We start from the raw sequence: 15,992 nt of genomic DNA on the forward strand, positions 1-15,992 counted from the left end.
AATGGGCAAGTATTTTGGAACAGATGGTGTAAGAGGTGTTGCCAACAGCGAGCTTACGCCAGAGCTGGCCTTTAAAGTGGGGCGTTTTGGCGGTTATGTCCTGACCAAAGATAAGCAGCGCCCGAAAGTGCTGATCGGCCGTGATACACGTATCTCCGGACATATGCTGGAGGGAGCCCTTGTCGCCGGACTTTTATCGATCGGAGCTGAAGTGATGCGCCTCGGCGTTATTTCTACGCCGGGGGTATCCTATTTAACGAAAGCCATGGATGCTGAGGCGGGCGTCATGATCTCCGCTTCTCACAACCCCGTACAGGATAACGGAATTAAATTTTTCGGAGGGGATGGCTTTAAGCTTTCTGATGAGCAGGAGGCCGAGATTGAACGTCTCATGGATGAACCGGAAGATAAGCTGCCGAGACCGACAGGCGCGGACCTCGGGCTTGTGAACGATTATTTTGAAGGCGTTCAAAAGTATCTGCAATTTTTAAAGCAGACGGCGGACGAAGATTTTACGGGCATTCATGTAGCGCTTGACTGCGCCCATGGTGCGACATCTTCCATTGCGACGCACCTTTTTGCCGATCTCGATGCTGACGTATCTACAATGGGGACGTCTCCGAACGGATTAAACATTAATGATGGCGTCGGTTCTACACACCCGGAAGCGCTGAGTGCTTTCGTCAAAGAAAAAAACGCCGATATCGGCCTTGCGTTTGACGGAGACGGCGACCGCCTCATTGCCGTTGATGAAAAAGGAAACATCGTCGACGGCGATCAGATTATGTACATATGCGCGAAGTATTTGAAATCAGAAGGCCGTCTGAAGGATGATACCGTCGTATCGACCGTGATGAGCAACCTCGGTTTCTACAAAGCGCTTGAAAAAGAAGAAATCAAAAGCGTTCAAACGGCAGTCGGCGACCGCTATGTCGTAGAAGCGATGAAAAAAGACGGCTATAATGTCGGCGGCGAGCAGTCAGGGCACCTTATTTTCCTTGATTACAACACTACCGGCGACGGTCTCTTGTCCGCGATCATGCTTGTGAATACGCTGAAGGCGTCCGGCAAAACCCTTTCAGAACTTGCGGATGAAATGAAAAAATTCCCGCAGCTCTTAGTGAACGTGAAAGTGACGGATAAATATAAGGTAGAAGAAAACGCTAAGGTGAAGGCCGTTATTTCTGAAGTGGAAAAAGAAATGAACGGAGACGGCCGGATTTTAGTGCGCCCGTCAGGCACCGAACCGCTCGTACGCGTGATGGCGGAAGCGAGAACAAAAGAGCTTTGTGACGAATATGTCACAAAAATCGTGGATGTCGTGCGGACAGAAATGGGAGCGGAGTAGCGAAGTTTATAAGCAGAGAGCGAACAAGACAAGTGCGATCAGCATAAAATGATAGTAAACATGATGCCGGGGCGGCAAAAAATAATTGACCGTCCTTGGCACATGCTGTAAAATCAAGCTTGTTCAGCCTTTGTTTTTCACTTGCAGGAAAGGCGGGATTGTTTGCATCTTTTATAATTACAGCGCCCGAACTAAGCGCCCGAAAAACGGCTTAGTTGACGAGGATGGAGGTTATCGAATTTTCGGCGGATGCCTCCCGGCTGATTCATTTAGATCACAGCCGTAAGGATTTCTTCAAACCGGAGGGGCGACTCTCCGAACAAAGAGAAATCACATGATCTTCCAAAAAAACATGTGGGAGGGGACGATTGAAAGTCCCCTTGTAATTTGACTTTCTTCGTCTCCTTTTACACCTTTAGGAGGAAGAAAATATGTGTGGAATTGTAGGTTACATCGGTCAGCTTGATGCGAAAGAGATTTTGTTAAAAGGATTAGAGAAGCTGGAGTACCGCGGCTATGACTCTGCCGGTATCGCTGTGGCGAATGAGCAGGGCGTGCATGTGTACAAAGAAAAAGGCCGCATCGCCGACCTTCGTGAAGTGGTGGATCACACGGTTGAATCTCAAGCGGGAATCGGCCATACACGCTGGGCGACTCACGGCGAACCAAGCTTCCTGAACGCTCACCCGCATCAAAGCGCACTCGGCCGCTTTACACTTGTTCATAACGGTGTGATCGAGAACTATGTTCAGCTGAAGCGCGAGTATCTTGAAAACGTTGAACTGAAAAGCGACACGGACACTGAAGTAGTCGTTCAAATGATTGAGCAATTTGTGGCGGGAGGACTCAGCACAGAAGAAGCGTTCCGTAAAACACTGACTCTGTTAAAAGGCTCTTACGCAATTGCATTATTTGACGGTGAAAACACAGACACCATTTACGTTGCAAAAAACAAAAGCCCTCTGTTAATCGGTCTTGGAGATACGTTTAACGTCGTGGCATCTGACGCGATGGCTATGCTTCAAGTAACGAATGAATACGTTGAGCTTTTGGACAAAGAAATGGTGATCGTGACAAAAGACGAAGCCGTGATTAAAAACCTTGACGGTGAAGTCATGACACGTGCGTCTTATATCGCTGAGCTTGACGCCAGTGATATCGAAAAAGGCACATACCCTCACTACATGTTAAAAGAAACGGATGAGCAGCCGCTTGTTATGCGCAAAATCATCCAAACGTATCAGGACGAAAACGGCAGACTGGCCGTGGCGGGCGATGTCGCTGACGCCGTGGCGGAAGCGGACCGCATTTATATCGTGGCTTGCGGAACGAGCTACCACGCCGGTCTTGTCGGGAAACAATATATTGAAATGTGGGCAAACGTACCGGTTGAAGTGCATGTAGCGAGTGAATTCTCTTACAACATGCCGCTTCTGTCTAAGAAGCCGCTCTTTATCTTCCTTTCTCAAAGCGGAGAAACAGCGGACAGCCGTGCCGTGCTTGTTCAAGTCAAAGCGCTGGGTCACAAAGCGCTGACGATTACAAACGTTCCGGGATCAACGCTTTCCCGTGAAGCGGATTACACATTGCTTCTGCACGCAGGCCCTGAGATCGCCGTGGCATCAACAAAAGCGTATACGGCTCAGATTGCCGTCCTCGCGATCCTTGCGTCCGTTGCAGCAGAACGCAACGGCGTTGATATCGGTTTTGATTTAGTCAAAGAATTAGGTATCGCGGCAAACGCCATGGAAGCCCTCTGCGACCAGAAGGACGAAATGGAAATGATCGCGCGTGAGTACCTGACTGTTTCAAGAAACGCTTTCTTCATCGGCCGCGGCCTTGACTACTTCGTATGTGTCGAAGGCGCCCTGAAGCTGAAAGAGATTTCTTACATCCAGGCGGAAGGCTTCGCCGGCGGCGAGCTGAAGCATGGAACAATCGCTCTCATTGAAGAAGGAACACCGGTCTTTGCGCTTGCGACACAAGAACACGTCAACCTGAGCATCCGCGGAAACGTGAAGGAAGTCGCAGCCCGCGGCGCCAACACTTGCATCATCTCGCTGAAAGGCTTAGAAGACGCAGACGACAGATTCATCCTGCCGGAAGTCAACCCTGCGCTTGCCCCGTTGGTATCTGTTGTGCCATTGCAGCTGATCGCTTACTACGCTGCACTGCACCGCGGCTGTGACGTTGATAAACCGCGCAACCTTGCGAAGAGTGTTACGGTGGAATAATATATTTAACCCCTTTGGTTATTAGCCAGAGGGGTTTTTTAATGCGGAAATGAGAAATACATACTCTTTGCGATTGTAAAGAAATCCCCTTTTATATATTGAAAAGGAATAACACCTGCTTTATAATACGAGATGCATTCCGGTTAACATCCATAAATGTAATCATTAGTAAATCATTTTTGTGTATGTCTCATCGAAAAGTAATCACCTCCAGTAATTTTCATCATGAATATCCATTATATAAATGTAATCAATCGATTACACTTCCAAATTATGATTAAAAAAGACTTTAAAATCCCTTTTGTATTTGTCGGCTCCTGATCCATTATGAATACCTAGACTAGATATGAAAATCACAACATTTTTGCAATAATCCGGTTCAATTCTTAAAAAAGTCCTGACAACAATGATAGGAGTGGAATGATGTCAAATCTTTTAGAAATCAGAAACATCAGCAAATCTTTTGGTCATAAAGCTGTTTTAAAGGATGTTACATTCAATGTGCCTGCCGGATCAATTGTCGGTTTTATCGGTGATAACGGCGCAGGCAAATCAACAACATTTAAAACGATATTAGGGTTAATCTCTCAAGATAGAGGAAAAGTGAAAATCTTTGGTGAGGAGAATCTGGATAAACATATAAAGTTTAAAGAAGATATTGGGGTCGTATTTGATGCGATGAATCTGCCCGCGCACCTTACGATAAAGCAGCTGAACCATGTATTTAAGAAACTATTCGACGCTTGGGACCAAGATCATTTTTACCGGTTGGTTCATTCTTTCTCTTTACCTATGGACAAAAAAGTGAATACATTCTCGCGCGGCATGTCAATGAAGTTATCCGTAGCTGTTGCTTTGTCGCATCATGCAAAATTATTACTTCTGGATGAAGCAACGGGAGGGCTTGATCCTTCTTCAAGAGATGATCTGTTAAATGAATTAAAAAGCTTTGTGAGTAAAAGCAACGGCGGTATTTTACTTTCATCGCACATTATGACTGATGTCGAGAAGATAGCCAGCCATATCATTATGATGAAAGATGGCGAAATTTTATTAAATGAAGAGAAAGATAAGGTTCTTGAAAGCTATACCGTTATAGATGTTGATGAAGGCCAATTGGCTGAGCTTGACGAAGATATCGTTCTAGCAAAAAGGAATCATGGATCTTATTGGAGTGTGCTTGTATCGGATCAACAGAAGTTGCCGAATGGCGTAACGGCCAACACCATTTCCATAGAAGAAATCAGCGTCTTTTTAACGAGGAGTGAAAACATTGAGAGGTCTGTTACTGACTAACTATTACTTGGTTTATCGGAGTTTCTTTGCATACACAGGGTTGGCCATATTGGTATCAGCAGTCATTTTTTATTTTGGGGATGCTTCAATGCATCGTTTTGTTGCTATGCTGATTATTTTGTTTGTCGTTATGCCCGCACTTGAGGTTATAAAGTATGAGAGCAAGTCTGGCTATGACAGGTATGTCCTGACTTTACCGGTCAGCAGAACAAATATTGTTCAAAGTCACTATTTCTTTTATCTTTTGATTGTTGTGATCGGAGCTGTAATATCTTATGGTATTTTCGTTGTATACAGCCTGGGTTCTGATGAACCAATTGACGGCATATTTAATATTGTCTCTTTTGGAACGTTCATCGTTCTCTTTGCCGGTGCAATCGTTTATCCTCTTCTCTACATGATAGGCCCGGAAAAATCCGATGCTATCGTGATTGGAGGGGCAATGGGGGGACTTTTTACTACCTTTGGATTGCAAAGTGTCGTTGGGTATGTAGCAGAACAAGTACCGCTGTCATTTTTGCACATAAATCCTTCTTTATATGTCCCGATTATATATCTCATGATCGGCGTTATCTTATATATCATTTCATTTTTCATCGCCGCAGCTATATATCATAAAAAAGAATTTTAGCAGCGTGTTTAATGTTTTATGCTGTGACAACAGGATAAGGCATGGCACGGGCTCATAAATTCACTTTAACTCCAAGGAGACAGCCGCCCGCACAATGGGCGGCAGTTCTTCTAATTAAAACTGCGTTGTCATATCGTACTCATAATCATCTTCAATTTCACATTTTTCATAGCCGATTTTGCTGTTGCGAGTGTGTTGTATTTAAAATTCCAGATGCTTGAGACTGAGAGGTTATCTTCCAGTGTGATATCGTAATTTCCTTGAGTGGAGCTGTTTGCGAGTGCGCGGTGCCACACTTTATTTTCTTCTGACATTATGCAGTGTCTTGTGTTTCCTTGACTTGGTATTTGAGTCGCGGCGGTGCCGATTCTTTTCACTATGGCGTCTTTTGGAATGCTTGTCTGTTTGGTTAAGTCGAGCCTGAGAACGGTTGAATCTGATCCGTTCGGACTGAGGCTTGTATTTCCTTTATTTTCAGCTGCGCCGCTGAATGCGAAGGTCTCGCTTCCAGCTTTGATTCGATCGTAAATGGAGAGTGTAAAGTATATATCATCAGTGTATGAGCCGCGGGACATTTTCACGTAGAACATCTCGTTATTCTCTTTCGCATCTGTAAGGGCATAGATAAAAGGAAGCGGCGTATCAGGGTTTATCACTTCTGTGCCTTTACTGACCAGCACTTTATTTTTATTATAAATTTCAATGCTCATTCCCTTGTATTCACTTCTTGTTGAGCTCCTGACATAGAGTCTTTCTCCCTTATTTGCCGTGAAAGTGAAGTACGATTCTTTTTCCCCTTCCGGCAATATGGCTGTATCAATATTTTTATATTTCCAGTAGCCTACCGGATTGGCAGTTTCAAATGAGTGATTTCCTGTAATAGCGCTTATTTGTGATGAGTTCTTTTGAGACGCAGAGGCAGAGGCTGAAGGTGCAAACAATACGCCTGATAATACGATTGCACTGACAAATAGTATAGATATATACTTTTTCATGGAAAAATCCCCCTTTTTGACTACATCATACATAAAAAACCCCCATAATGTAAACATTTGTTATTTTAGGTTAAAATCAACTGGAAAACAGCCGATACAAACACTAGAACATTATCTCAAGCGGAGGTTAAAAACATGCGCCTAAACGCTCGTTATATAAAAAATCAAATAATGGCTCAGCAAGCGCTTCAGCGGTATTCTTCCAAAACAAATGTGAAAGATGCGGCAAAAGGGCCGGACAGCTTATTGATTCAGGCAAGCGGCACCCGCGATCTCAGCCAGGTGAATTATTCAAGGAGCGGTGTCACTGAGAAAGGGAGCAGTCTGTCCCGTTTATATCAATCCGCAAATCAGAAAACGATTACGGATAATGGGAATGAGACGGTAATAGACGCTAATAATCGGTATGAGTCTGAGAGTGATATTGCGAGCAAGATTCTTGATGAGAAATACAGCCGTATCAATGAAATCAATAAACGAAAACCAGATCCTTTGCATTATATTAAGGACAAATACCAGCGTGCCGATTCACCTTATTTCAGAAGTGATTTATCAGAATCGGAGCGTCAGGCTGCTTATCATAATGAAACGGAATGGCTGTTTAAGGGGAAAGCCCAGAGCTATGATTTCCGTGATGCGGCGTTTCGGGGTGAAACGCTCAACGGAGAGATTCAAGGAGAAAATGAAAAGATGTTTCAGAGAGGGCAGGTCAATCAGCAAATCGGTGTGCTTTTTCATCGGAATCATATTCAGATTCCGGAGGGTGCGAATCTTACATTTACGATATCACCGATTGATTATCTGTTAAAAGTGAGCGGGATTGACGATAAAGAGCTCACTCAGCAGATTGAAGCCGTCTTAAACTCCGGGGAAAACAGCAAAGAGCTGTTTGCGCACATCATTCGCAGCCGGAGTGATGACTCCTCGCAGTTTACGCCGGAAACATATGAGAAATATCAAGTCGTTCGGGAAATGTATGAGGTGACCGGCTATCATCTGAAAGACTTGCAGATCGTGGACGGAAAGTACGTCACAGAAGACGGCCGTGACCTTTTAGACGTCTATAAGGAAGCGCTGCAGCACGATCCTTTGCTGAAACATACGGCGGCAGAAGCGGCCGCCCATTACGGACAGGCGCTCACGAAGCTTGCGAGAACGGGTTATGACGCCATTCCTGATTTGGTGCTGTCCATTGAGTATAAAAACGGATCTCTGCGTGATGCCGGTCAAAGCAGGCAATACGGATCTGGGGATACAGATTGGCTTTCTGAATGGAAACGGGAGCTGGGTGTGCGTATATAAAATGAGAAAAAAGCTGACGAATGATGCCGTCAGCTTTTCTTTATGTGTTTTCTTAAAACTCCTCATACTCCGCCGGGTCTTGGCCGTTTATGCGTCCGTCGGGGCGGGTAAGCGAGTCGATGATGTTCATGTCGTTTTCATCAAGGGAGAAATCAAAAACAGAGATGTTTTCAAGCTGGCGCTCGGGCGATGCTGATTTTGGAATCGGGATGGCGCCCAGCTGGATATGCCAGCGCAAAATGACTTGAGAAATGGTTTTGCCGTATTTGTCCGCAATCTGTCCGAGTTTTTGATCGTTTAATACTTCACCGGCGCGGGATAACGGACTCCATGATTCTGTCACGATACCCTGTTCTTCGTGCCATTGGCGCTGCTGCTGCTGATTAAAAGCGGGATGCAGTTCAATTTGGTTGATGCCTGGCTTTACGCCGGTTTCACGTTCGAGCCGTTCGATATGCTCAGGCAGGAAATTGCAGACGCCGATGGATCGGATCAGGCCCCATTTTTTCGCATCAATCAGTGCCTGCCATGCTTCCGTGTAGCGGTCTTGTTTCGGATTCGGCCAATGGACGAGATACAGGTCATAGTAGTCCAGACCGGCGCGGTATAAAGATTCTTGGATGGTTTGTACAGCTTTGTCATAGTCATGGTAGCGCCCGGGCAGCTTGGACGTCACGTATAGCTGTTCTCTCGGAACAGAACTTCTGCGGATGGCTTCTCCGACCGTCCCTTCATTTTCATAGTTATAAGCGGTGTCAATCAGACGGTAGCCGATATCAATGGCGCTGGTAATGGCATGAACGCCATTGTTTCCATTAAGAGCGTATGTACCGAAGCCGATCGCGGGAATGCTTGTCCCATCCAGCAGTTTCTTTTGCGGAATTGTCCCAGTCATCATTAAATCCCTCCTTGTTTTCTACTTTACCATTATTCTTACAAATGAAACATAATAATGGAAGGAAATGAGATGATCCGCACATGAAAAAAGCTGACGGAGAACCGCCGGCTTTAAATTTGAAACATCCATGCTACAACGGGGCCGAAGACCGACCCTAACACGGCGCAGAGCGTCATGGAAACAGAACTCATGGAGACCGTTAATTCTCCGTACTCCATTGCTTTTGAGGTGCCGAGCGCATGGGAAGCGCTCCCGAATGCAATTCCTTTCCCGAGTGAGCTGCGGATGCGGATCCACTTGAGAAGCAGCGGTCCTAAGATAACGCCGGAAAACCCTGCGATCATGACGAACACGACTGTCATGGAAGGGACACCGCCGATACCGGACGCAATCTGTATGGCGACAGGCGTCGTAATTGATTTTGGGATAATTGACAAAATCAAACTCCGGCTGATGCCGAACAGCTCTGCAAATAGCAGGCCGCTGACCATTCCGGAGAATAAACCGGCCAACACGCCGCCGATGATCGGAAACATATACTTGATTAACACCCGGCGCTGCTTATAAAGCGGGTATGCCAAAGCCACCACGGCGGGTCCGAGCAGTGAATTGATCCATTGTCCGCCGATCATATACGCTTTATACGGAATATGAAAAACAAGCAGCACGGCGATAATGAAAATCGTAGTGGTCAAAACCGGTATGAGAAAGGGATATGGAAAGCGCACATATAATCTCACCATAGCCAGATAGGCGGCGGCCGTGAACAAAATTATAACGATTGCGATACATGCTTGCTGCACTTCTTTTTCTCCTTTCTCTGATTGGCTTTGTGCTCTAACAGCTGGCTCGCGTATCCTGCGGCGATCATTGTGACGATGGTGCTCAGCACGATGATCAGAAACAGAGCAGCCCCGCTGGCGGAAAACAGTGACGGGTAATTGATGACGCCCGTCATGGCCGGAATGAATAAGAGCGGAAGAAAAGACAGCAAAAATCCGGCTCCGTCTTCAATCATTTTGACGGGAATGATCTTAACCGATAAACATATGATCAGCAGGATCAAACCGATGATGCTTCCGGGAATGGGCAGGTGAAAGAACTGCTGAACGGTTCCCCCGATAAAGGAAAATGCGAATAAAATAATGATTTGCAAGATGATGCGTATGACTTTCACGACAATGCTGTTCTTTGGAGAAGAGCAGCTTCCCCCTTTCTTGATGTTTCTATAAGTTTCTTTACTTTTGGCACATATATTTGTACTATACAAATATATGTATGCAAAATATTTCTATATGTTTTCTGAGTAAATGTGCATATGTTTGTATTATACAACTAATGTTGCTGTTGTCAATGTAAGGAGTGAGGCGTTTGTCAAAACAAGATCCGATTGAATTAATTGAATATGAGCTCACCACTTTTATCAGGAGAGCTGTTTATCTTGATAACTCCGACCGTAAAATCGGACATCTGGAAAGGGCTGCGTATTTGTTACTACGGCAGCTGGATGAATTCGGGCCTGCGCGTGTGAAGGAATTGGCCGAATCATTTAAGCTGGATATTTCTACATTGTCACGCCAGGCAGCGGCCTTGGAGTCGAAAGAGCTGATCCAGCGTTTTTCTGATCCTTCTGACGGGCGGGTCAGTCTGTTTGCGATTACGAAGCTTGGCAAACAGAGGTTAAAAGCTGATAAAAAGATGCGCCTTGAGCGGTATCATCGTATGCTTGACGATTGGTCCGGCGATGAAAAAGAAATGTTCGGCCGGCTTTTGCTGCGGCTGAATGAGGCATTTATCGATTAATGCATGATTTTTGCCGGGTTAAGCAGGATTATGGCGTATACAAGGGAGAATGGAACAGAGTAAGGTTTTACGCCATTCTGCTTAGCAAAAATAATATTGAATAGGGGGCGGAAAACGTTTCTCCTGGGAAATAATGTTTCTCGGAGGCTGCGGCATTTATTATCTCAATATTCATAATTCAATGAAAATGAAAGCGCTTTATTTTTACTCCGGTGGTCCAGAGTGTAAGGTGTTTGCCTGAAAAAAACAATTGTATTTTCCACGAAAATTTATTATGATGGAATAAGGAAATTGGAGATTATATAACGATAGGAAGATAGAATGTTTCTAATATTGCGGGAAATGAAGATTGAGTTAGGGTCAACAGGTGCACCTTCTGCTTCATTATTTCACATATATCAGAGCTGTTAAGAGGAGGAAGCGAAGTGGCAAACAAAGAATTAAAGAGAGGCTTAGGCGCGCGTCATATACAGATGATTGCGCTGGGCGGCACGATCGGTGTCGGTTTATTCATGGGGTCATCCAGCACGATCGGATGGACCGGGCCGTCTGTCCTGCTGGCTTATGCGATCTCGGGTATCTTTATCTTTTTTATCATGCGTGCGATGGGCGAAATGCTCTATGTAGAGCCGAGTACAGGGTCGTTTGCGACATTCGGCCATAAGTATATACATCCGTTAGCCGGCTATATGACGGCGTGGAGCAACTGGTTTCAATGGGTGATCGTCGGGATGTCTGAAATTATCGCCGTCGGTTCGTATATGAAATATTGGTTTCCTGATCTGCCGGCATGGATTCCCGGCATTATCGCCATGGCCATTCTCGGTGCGGCGAATTTAATTTCAGTAAAATCTTTCGGTGAGTTTGAATTTTGGTTTGCCATGATCAAAATCGTCACCATTATTCTGATGATTGTGGCCGGAATCGGAATTATTTTCTTCGGTTTCGGTAACGGAGGGCATGCGATCGGATTATCTAATTTATGGTCGCACGGCGGTTTCTTTACAAATGGTTTTTCAGGATTTTTCTTTGCTTTGTCTTTGGTTGTTGCGGCCTATCAAGGGGTCGAGCTGATCGGAATTACGGCAGGGGAAGCGAAGGACCCGCAAAAAACGCTGCGAAGCGCGATTCAGAGTATTATCTGGCGGATTTTAATTTTCTACATCGGTGCGATTTTCGTAATCGTTACCGTATATCCGTGGAATGAGCTTCACTCACTCGGCAGTCCGTTTGTTTCGACATTTGCGAAAGTCGGGATTACGGCGGCGGCCGGTCTGATTAACTTTGTGGTGATTACCGCTGCGATGTCCGGATGCAACAGCGGGATATTCAGTGCGGGACGTATGCTTTATACGTTAGGCGTGAACGGACAGGCGCCGAAATTCTTTAAGAAAGTTTCTTCGAGCGGTGTGCCGATATTCGGTACGCTTGCGGTATTAATCGGACTTGTGATCGGTGTCGTGCTGAACTACATCGCGCCTCCGAAAATTTTTGTTTATGTGTACAGCGCGAGTGTGCTGCCGGGAATGATTCCGTGGTTCGTCATTTTAATCAGCCATCTCGGTTTCAGAAGAGCGAAGGGCGCTGAGCTTGATAAGCATCCGTTTAAAATGCCTTTTGCGCCGTTTACAAACTATTTGACGATCGCTTTCTTACTCATGGTATTGATCGGCATGTGGTTTAACAAAGATACGCGGATTTCTTTGGTTGTCGGGGTGATTTTCCTGGCGATTGTGACGGTCAGCTATTATGCGTTCGGTATCGGCAAGCGCATGCCTGGTGAAAAATCGAAAATAGAAGACGCTGTATAATTCAAAAAGACACCTCTCTTACAGGGGTGTCTTTTTCGGCTTGTCCGCGAGTGGTATACTGGTTAAAAAAAGCAGAACCGGGGGAAACATCGATGAGTCATTACCGTACGTTATTATTTGATATAGACAATACGCTGCTGGATTTTACCGCTTCAGAAACCGATGCTCTTCAAAAATTGTTCCAAGGTTCAAAGCTGGAGCTGACGGCAGAGGTGGAAGCCCGTTATAAAGCGTTAAATCAAGGGCTGTGGAAGGCGTTTGAAGAGGGGGAAATGACCCGCGATGAAGTGGTGAATACACGGTTTGCCCTTTTGTTTAAAGAATACGGCCTTGAAGCCGACGGCGTGCTGATGAATCAGGCGTACCGCCAATACTTAGAAGAAGGGCACCAGATGATAGACGGAGCTTATGAGCTGATTGAACGGCTGAGTCCTTTATTTGATTTATACATCGTGACGAACGGCGTCTCAAGATCACAATATAAGCGGCTGGGCGACTCCGGTCTGTATCCGTTTTTTAAAGATGTGTTTGTATCTGAGGACACGGGTTTTCAAAAGCCGATGAAGGAATACTTTGATTATGTATTTGCGAGAATTCCCGGTTTTTCTGCCGGGCACGGGCTTATTATCGGCGATTCATTGAGCGCGGACATAAAAGGCGGTCAGATGGCGGGAATGGATACGTGCTGGTTTAATCCCGGAAAGAAAGCAAATGAGTCCGGGATCATCCCGACGTATGAAATTCATTCGCTTGATGAGCTGTATGATGTGCTGAACGTGGAGCGAAAAACCGCCGCTCATCTGTAAGGAGAATACGATGAAGATTGCACATACGAAGTTACTGATCAGGGGTTTTGCATTACTATCAATCTTTCATGCGATTCTTCAGCTTCCTCCCGGCCGGGGGGAGCTGAAGGTTTTTTTGTCTGTGCTCGTGATGATGCTGACGGCTAATGACTGCCTGCGGCCGCTATATATGAAGAGAAGGCCTGCTGTATATCAAGGCTCTTTTCTCCTGAGCAACGTTATCGCGGGAGTTCTTTTGTACAATGTCTATAGTGTGGGGACACAGGCCGTAATGGTGCTTTTATTGGCGGAGGTGCTTATTACTGATCAGCAGATTCCGGCTGTTTTGTTAACGATGAATGCCGCCGCATTTGCCGCAGCTTTATACGCCTCCGGAGCGGGTGTCAGTGATATCGTGCTCCCTTACTTCATCATGTTTGCGGTGATTTATTTATATCGGAAAAACCTGCAGGAGAAGTCGAAGGTAGAATTGCTGAACCGAGAGCTGAAAACCGCTAATGACACACTGAAGGAATATTCAGACCGGATTGAGGAACTGGCCGTTACGAAAGAAAGAACAAGAATTGCGCAGGAGCTGCATGATTCGCTCGGTCATTATCTGGCTGCTCTGAAAATGAATTTAGAATTTGCCGGGAAGAAAGCCGGGCATCAGCCGGACAAAGTGAAGCAGATCATTCATAAGGCGCATGATCTTACGAAAGAATCCATTTTAAAGCTTCGCCAGGCGGTTACGCTGCTGCAGGGCTCTTTGTCCGGGCGGGCGTTTGAGCAAGAGCTCCGTGACATTTTCAGTCATTTTCAAGAGGCGGGAGGCATTCGCTTCGAGCTGGAGACGGACGCGGCCATAGAAGCGGAACAGCCGGATGTGAAGCATTGTCTTTATCAATCCGTTCAGGAAACGATTACGAATGCGATAAAGCATGGACATGCTTCATATGTTTCTGTCCGGATTCAAAAAAACCGAAACATGATATTGGCGCATATTCATAATAACGGCTCAGCCTGCGGAACGATCATAAAATCAAATGGTCTGAAAGGAATTGAGAAAAGAGCGGCCGCACTTGGCGGAGAGGCTGTTTTCTCTTCCGGGAAGGAAACGGGTTTTGACGTGAAAATAAGGATTCCATGCAAGGAGGAATAATCAAGTGAATGTCATGATTGCAGACGACCAGTCCATTGTGAGAGAGGGGCTGAAAATGATTCTGAGTCTTCACGAAGGAATTCAAATATCGGGAGAGGCTTCTTGCGGCGAAGAGGTACTCCGGCTGCTTTCTCAAACCGAAACCGATGTGATTTTGATGGATATCAGAATGCCCGGTATGGACGGAATCGAAACGACAAAAGCGGTAAAAGTGCGATATCCTTCCGTAAAAGTCATCATTCTGACAACGTTTGAAGATGATCACTATATTTTTGCCGGGCTGAAAAGCGGAGCCGACGGCTATCTCTTGAAGGATGCTGATTCAGATGAAATTACCGCCTCCCTTCAAGCCGTTTATGAAGGGAAGATGATGCTGAATCCCAAAATCACGGTTTCCGTCGTAAAAGCGCTGAACAATTTGGAGATCCCTGCGGTGCAGGAAGAGCCGCGGTCAAAGCTGAAGGAGATTCTCACGCCGAGAGAGCTTGATGTGGCGAAACACATTATGGAAGGCAAAAGCAATAAACGCATTGCCGCAGACTTATTTCTGACTGAAGGCACTGTGAAAAACTATGTATCCAGAATCCTCGATAAACTTGAAGTGTCAAACAGAACCGAGCTTACCTTATATTTGCAAAAATTGCTATAACCCCGCTTCACCCTCCTCTCTCCCTTTTTATCACTAAACATATGACGAAAGTAATACCCATATCGAGTACGAAAGTGAATAGAAAACAAGGATCGCCAAGAGTAGAATAAGTGCAGACATGACACAAGGAGTGCTGCACGAATGCTCGAATTAACGGATTTGACAAAAAAGTACGGCGATTTTACCGCTGTCAATCATATATCACTGCGCATCGAAAAAGGAGAGATATTCGGTCTGCTGGGGCCAAACGGCGCCGGTAAATCAACAACGGTGTCGATGATCAGCACCGTGCTCCCGCCGACGGGCGGAACAATCTGTATTGACGGAGCCTCATTGCAGGAGCACCCTGCGGCCATAAAAAAAGTGATGGGAGTCGTCCCGCAGGAAATCGCTTTATATCAAGCGTTAAGCGCAAAGGATAATTTGGCTTTTTTTGGAAGTCTGTACGGACTTTCCGGTAAGGAACTTTGTAAACGGGTTGATGAAGTGCTGGACATCATCGAATTACAGGAACAGCGAAATCAAAGGATATCTGAGTTTTCGGGCGGCATGAAAAGACGGGTGAATATCGGTGCTGCGCTAATGAATGAACCGAAACTATTCATTTTAGATGAACCGACCGTCGGAATTGATCCGCAATCCAGACACCACATTCTTGAAACCGTGAAGACGTTAAATCAAGAAAAAGGGATGACCGTCATCTACACGAGCCATTACATGGAAGAGGTCGAATACCTCTGTGAAAAAGCGGCGATCATGGATCACGGCTCAATCATTGCCTGCGGGACGAAAGACGAATTGAAGCAGTCAGCCAAAGCCTCTGATACCCTGACCGTGAATGCAGAGGGGCTGAATGATGATGCCGTTAAAAAAATCCGCCGCATTCCCGGTGTTGCCGAGGCTGCTGTCAGCCGGCAGACCATTACGATGCTCGTCTCTGCGGCAGATCGCAATATCCTTGATATTGCGGATGATATCAGGAAAACCGGTATCACCATTAAGGGCATTCATTTCGAGGAAGCCAATCTGGAAAGCATTTTCCTCCGGCTCACCGGCAAAACGCTGCGGGATTCATAGG

At 45.8% G+C, this 15,992-nt stretch carries 14 protein-coding genes and 1 pseudogene; 11 read left to right on the forward strand and 4 right to left on the reverse strand.

What is annotated here, in order from left to right:
• The first annotated feature begins 1 nt into the window (after position 1).
• From glmM to VP472_RS01175, 4 genes are all read left to right on the forward strand, one after another.
• Positions 2 to 1,348, forward strand: coding sequence for a phosphoglucosamine mutase (gene glmM / locus VP472_RS01160; protein ID WP_007408011.1), 1,347 nt, complete (start codon positions 2 to 4; stop codon positions 1,346 to 1,348).
• 431 nt (positions 1,349 to 1,779) lie between these two features.
• The gene (gene glmS, locus VP472_RS01165) at positions 1,780 to 3,582 is read left to right on the forward strand and encodes a glutamine--fructose-6-phosphate transaminase (isomerizing) (RefSeq protein WP_003156758.1); all 1,803 of its coding nucleotides are present in this window, start codon (positions 1,780 to 1,782) and stop codon (positions 3,580 to 3,582) included.
• Positions 3,583 to 4,005: 423 nt separating this feature from the next.
• Positions 4,006 to 4,878, forward strand: coding sequence for an ABC transporter ATP-binding protein (locus tag VP472_RS01170; protein ID WP_146276021.1), 873 nt, complete (start codon positions 4,006 to 4,008; stop codon positions 4,876 to 4,878).
• Positions 4,856 to 5,509: an ABC-2 transporter permease gene (locus VP472_RS01175; RefSeq protein WP_146276023.1), complete on the forward strand. Its 654-nt coding sequence runs from the start codon at positions 4,856 to 4,858 to the stop codon at positions 5,507 to 5,509. Before VP472_RS01170 ends, VP472_RS01175 begins: the two co-directional genes overlap by 23 nt.
• A gap of 114 nt (positions 5,510 to 5,623) precedes the next feature.
• Here VP472_RS01175 and VP472_RS01180 read toward each other — a convergent pair.
• Positions 5,624 to 6,504: pseudogene (locus VP472_RS01180) on the reverse strand (hypothetical protein).
• A 135-nt stretch (positions 6,505 to 6,639) separates the two neighbouring features.
• On the opposite strand from VP472_RS01180, the gene VP472_RS01185 reads away from it, so the two are divergent.
• The gene (locus VP472_RS01185; RefSeq protein ID WP_146276025.1) at positions 6,640 to 7,806 is read left to right on the forward strand and encodes a DUF4885 family protein; all 1,167 of its coding nucleotides are present in this window, start codon (positions 6,640 to 6,642) and stop codon (positions 7,804 to 7,806) included.
• 52 nt (positions 7,807 to 7,858) lie between these two features.
• Here the strand turns inward: VP472_RS01185 and VP472_RS01190 are convergent, their stop codons facing one another.
• From VP472_RS01190 to VP472_RS01200, 3 genes are all read right to left on the reverse strand, one after another.
• Positions 7,859 to 8,704 (reverse strand): aldo/keto reductase, encoded by an 846-nt coding sequence (locus VP472_RS01190; RefSeq protein ID WP_079890943.1) that lies wholly within the window; start codon positions 8,702 to 8,704, stop codon positions 7,859 to 7,861.
• Positions 8,705 to 8,814: 110 nt separating this feature from the next.
• Positions 8,815 to 9,507 carry an LrgB family protein gene (locus VP472_RS01195; protein ID WP_070081295.1) on the reverse strand — a complete coding sequence of 231 codons (693 nt, stop codon included), beginning with the start codon at positions 9,505 to 9,507 and terminating at the stop codon, positions 8,815 to 8,817.
• Entirely contained in the window at positions 9,477 to 9,881 is a 405-nt protein-coding gene (locus tag VP472_RS01200; RefSeq protein WP_070081296.1) for a CidA/LrgA family holin-like protein, read from the reverse strand. Before VP472_RS01200 ends, VP472_RS01195 begins: the two co-directional genes overlap by 31 nt.
• 194 nt (positions 9,882 to 10,075) lie before the next feature.
• On the opposite strand from VP472_RS01200, the gene VP472_RS01205 reads away from it, so the two are divergent.
• The 6 genes from VP472_RS01205 to VP472_RS01230 all read left to right on the forward strand — a co-directional run bounded on the left by VP472_RS01205 (position 10,076) and on the right by VP472_RS01230 (position 15,991).
• The gene (locus tag VP472_RS01205; RefSeq protein ID WP_003156749.1) at positions 10,076 to 10,507 is read left to right on the forward strand and encodes a MarR family winged helix-turn-helix transcriptional regulator; all 432 of its coding nucleotides are present in this window, start codon (positions 10,076 to 10,078) and stop codon (positions 10,505 to 10,507) included.
• A 425-nt stretch (positions 10,508 to 10,932) separates the two neighbouring features.
• Positions 10,933 to 12,318 (forward strand): amino acid permease, encoded by a 1,386-nt coding sequence (locus VP472_RS01210; RefSeq protein ID WP_003156747.1) that lies wholly within the window; start codon positions 10,933 to 10,935, stop codon positions 12,316 to 12,318.
• Between the two features lie 92 nt (positions 12,319 to 12,410).
• Positions 12,411 to 13,124 carry a YjjG family noncanonical pyrimidine nucleotidase gene (locus VP472_RS01215; RefSeq protein ID WP_146276027.1) on the forward strand — a complete coding sequence of 238 codons (714 nt, stop codon included), beginning with the start codon at positions 12,411 to 12,413 and terminating at the stop codon, positions 13,122 to 13,124.
• Positions 13,125 to 13,134: 10 nt separating this feature from the next.
• On the forward strand, positions 13,135 to 14,265 hold the full coding sequence (locus tag VP472_RS01220; protein WP_070081299.1) for a sensor histidine kinase: 1,131 nt from the start codon (positions 13,135 to 13,137) through the stop codon (positions 14,263 to 14,265).
• Positions 14,266 to 14,269: 4 nt separating this feature from the next.
• Entirely contained in the window at positions 14,270 to 14,914 is a 645-nt protein-coding gene (locus tag VP472_RS01225) for a response regulator (RefSeq protein WP_017419306.1), read from the forward strand.
• A 141-nt stretch (positions 14,915 to 15,055) separates the two neighbouring features.
• Complete coding sequence (locus VP472_RS01230) at positions 15,056 to 15,991, forward strand: ABC transporter ATP-binding protein (RefSeq protein ID WP_146276029.1); 936 nt, start codon at positions 15,056 to 15,058, stop codon at positions 15,989 to 15,991.
• The last annotated feature ends 1 nt before the right edge of the window (position 15,992 follow it).

The organism is Bacillus sp. MT(2024) (assembly GCF_036362845.1).
Classification (GTDB): Bacteria; Bacillota; Bacilli; order Bacillales; family Bacillaceae; genus Bacillus; species Bacillus velezensis.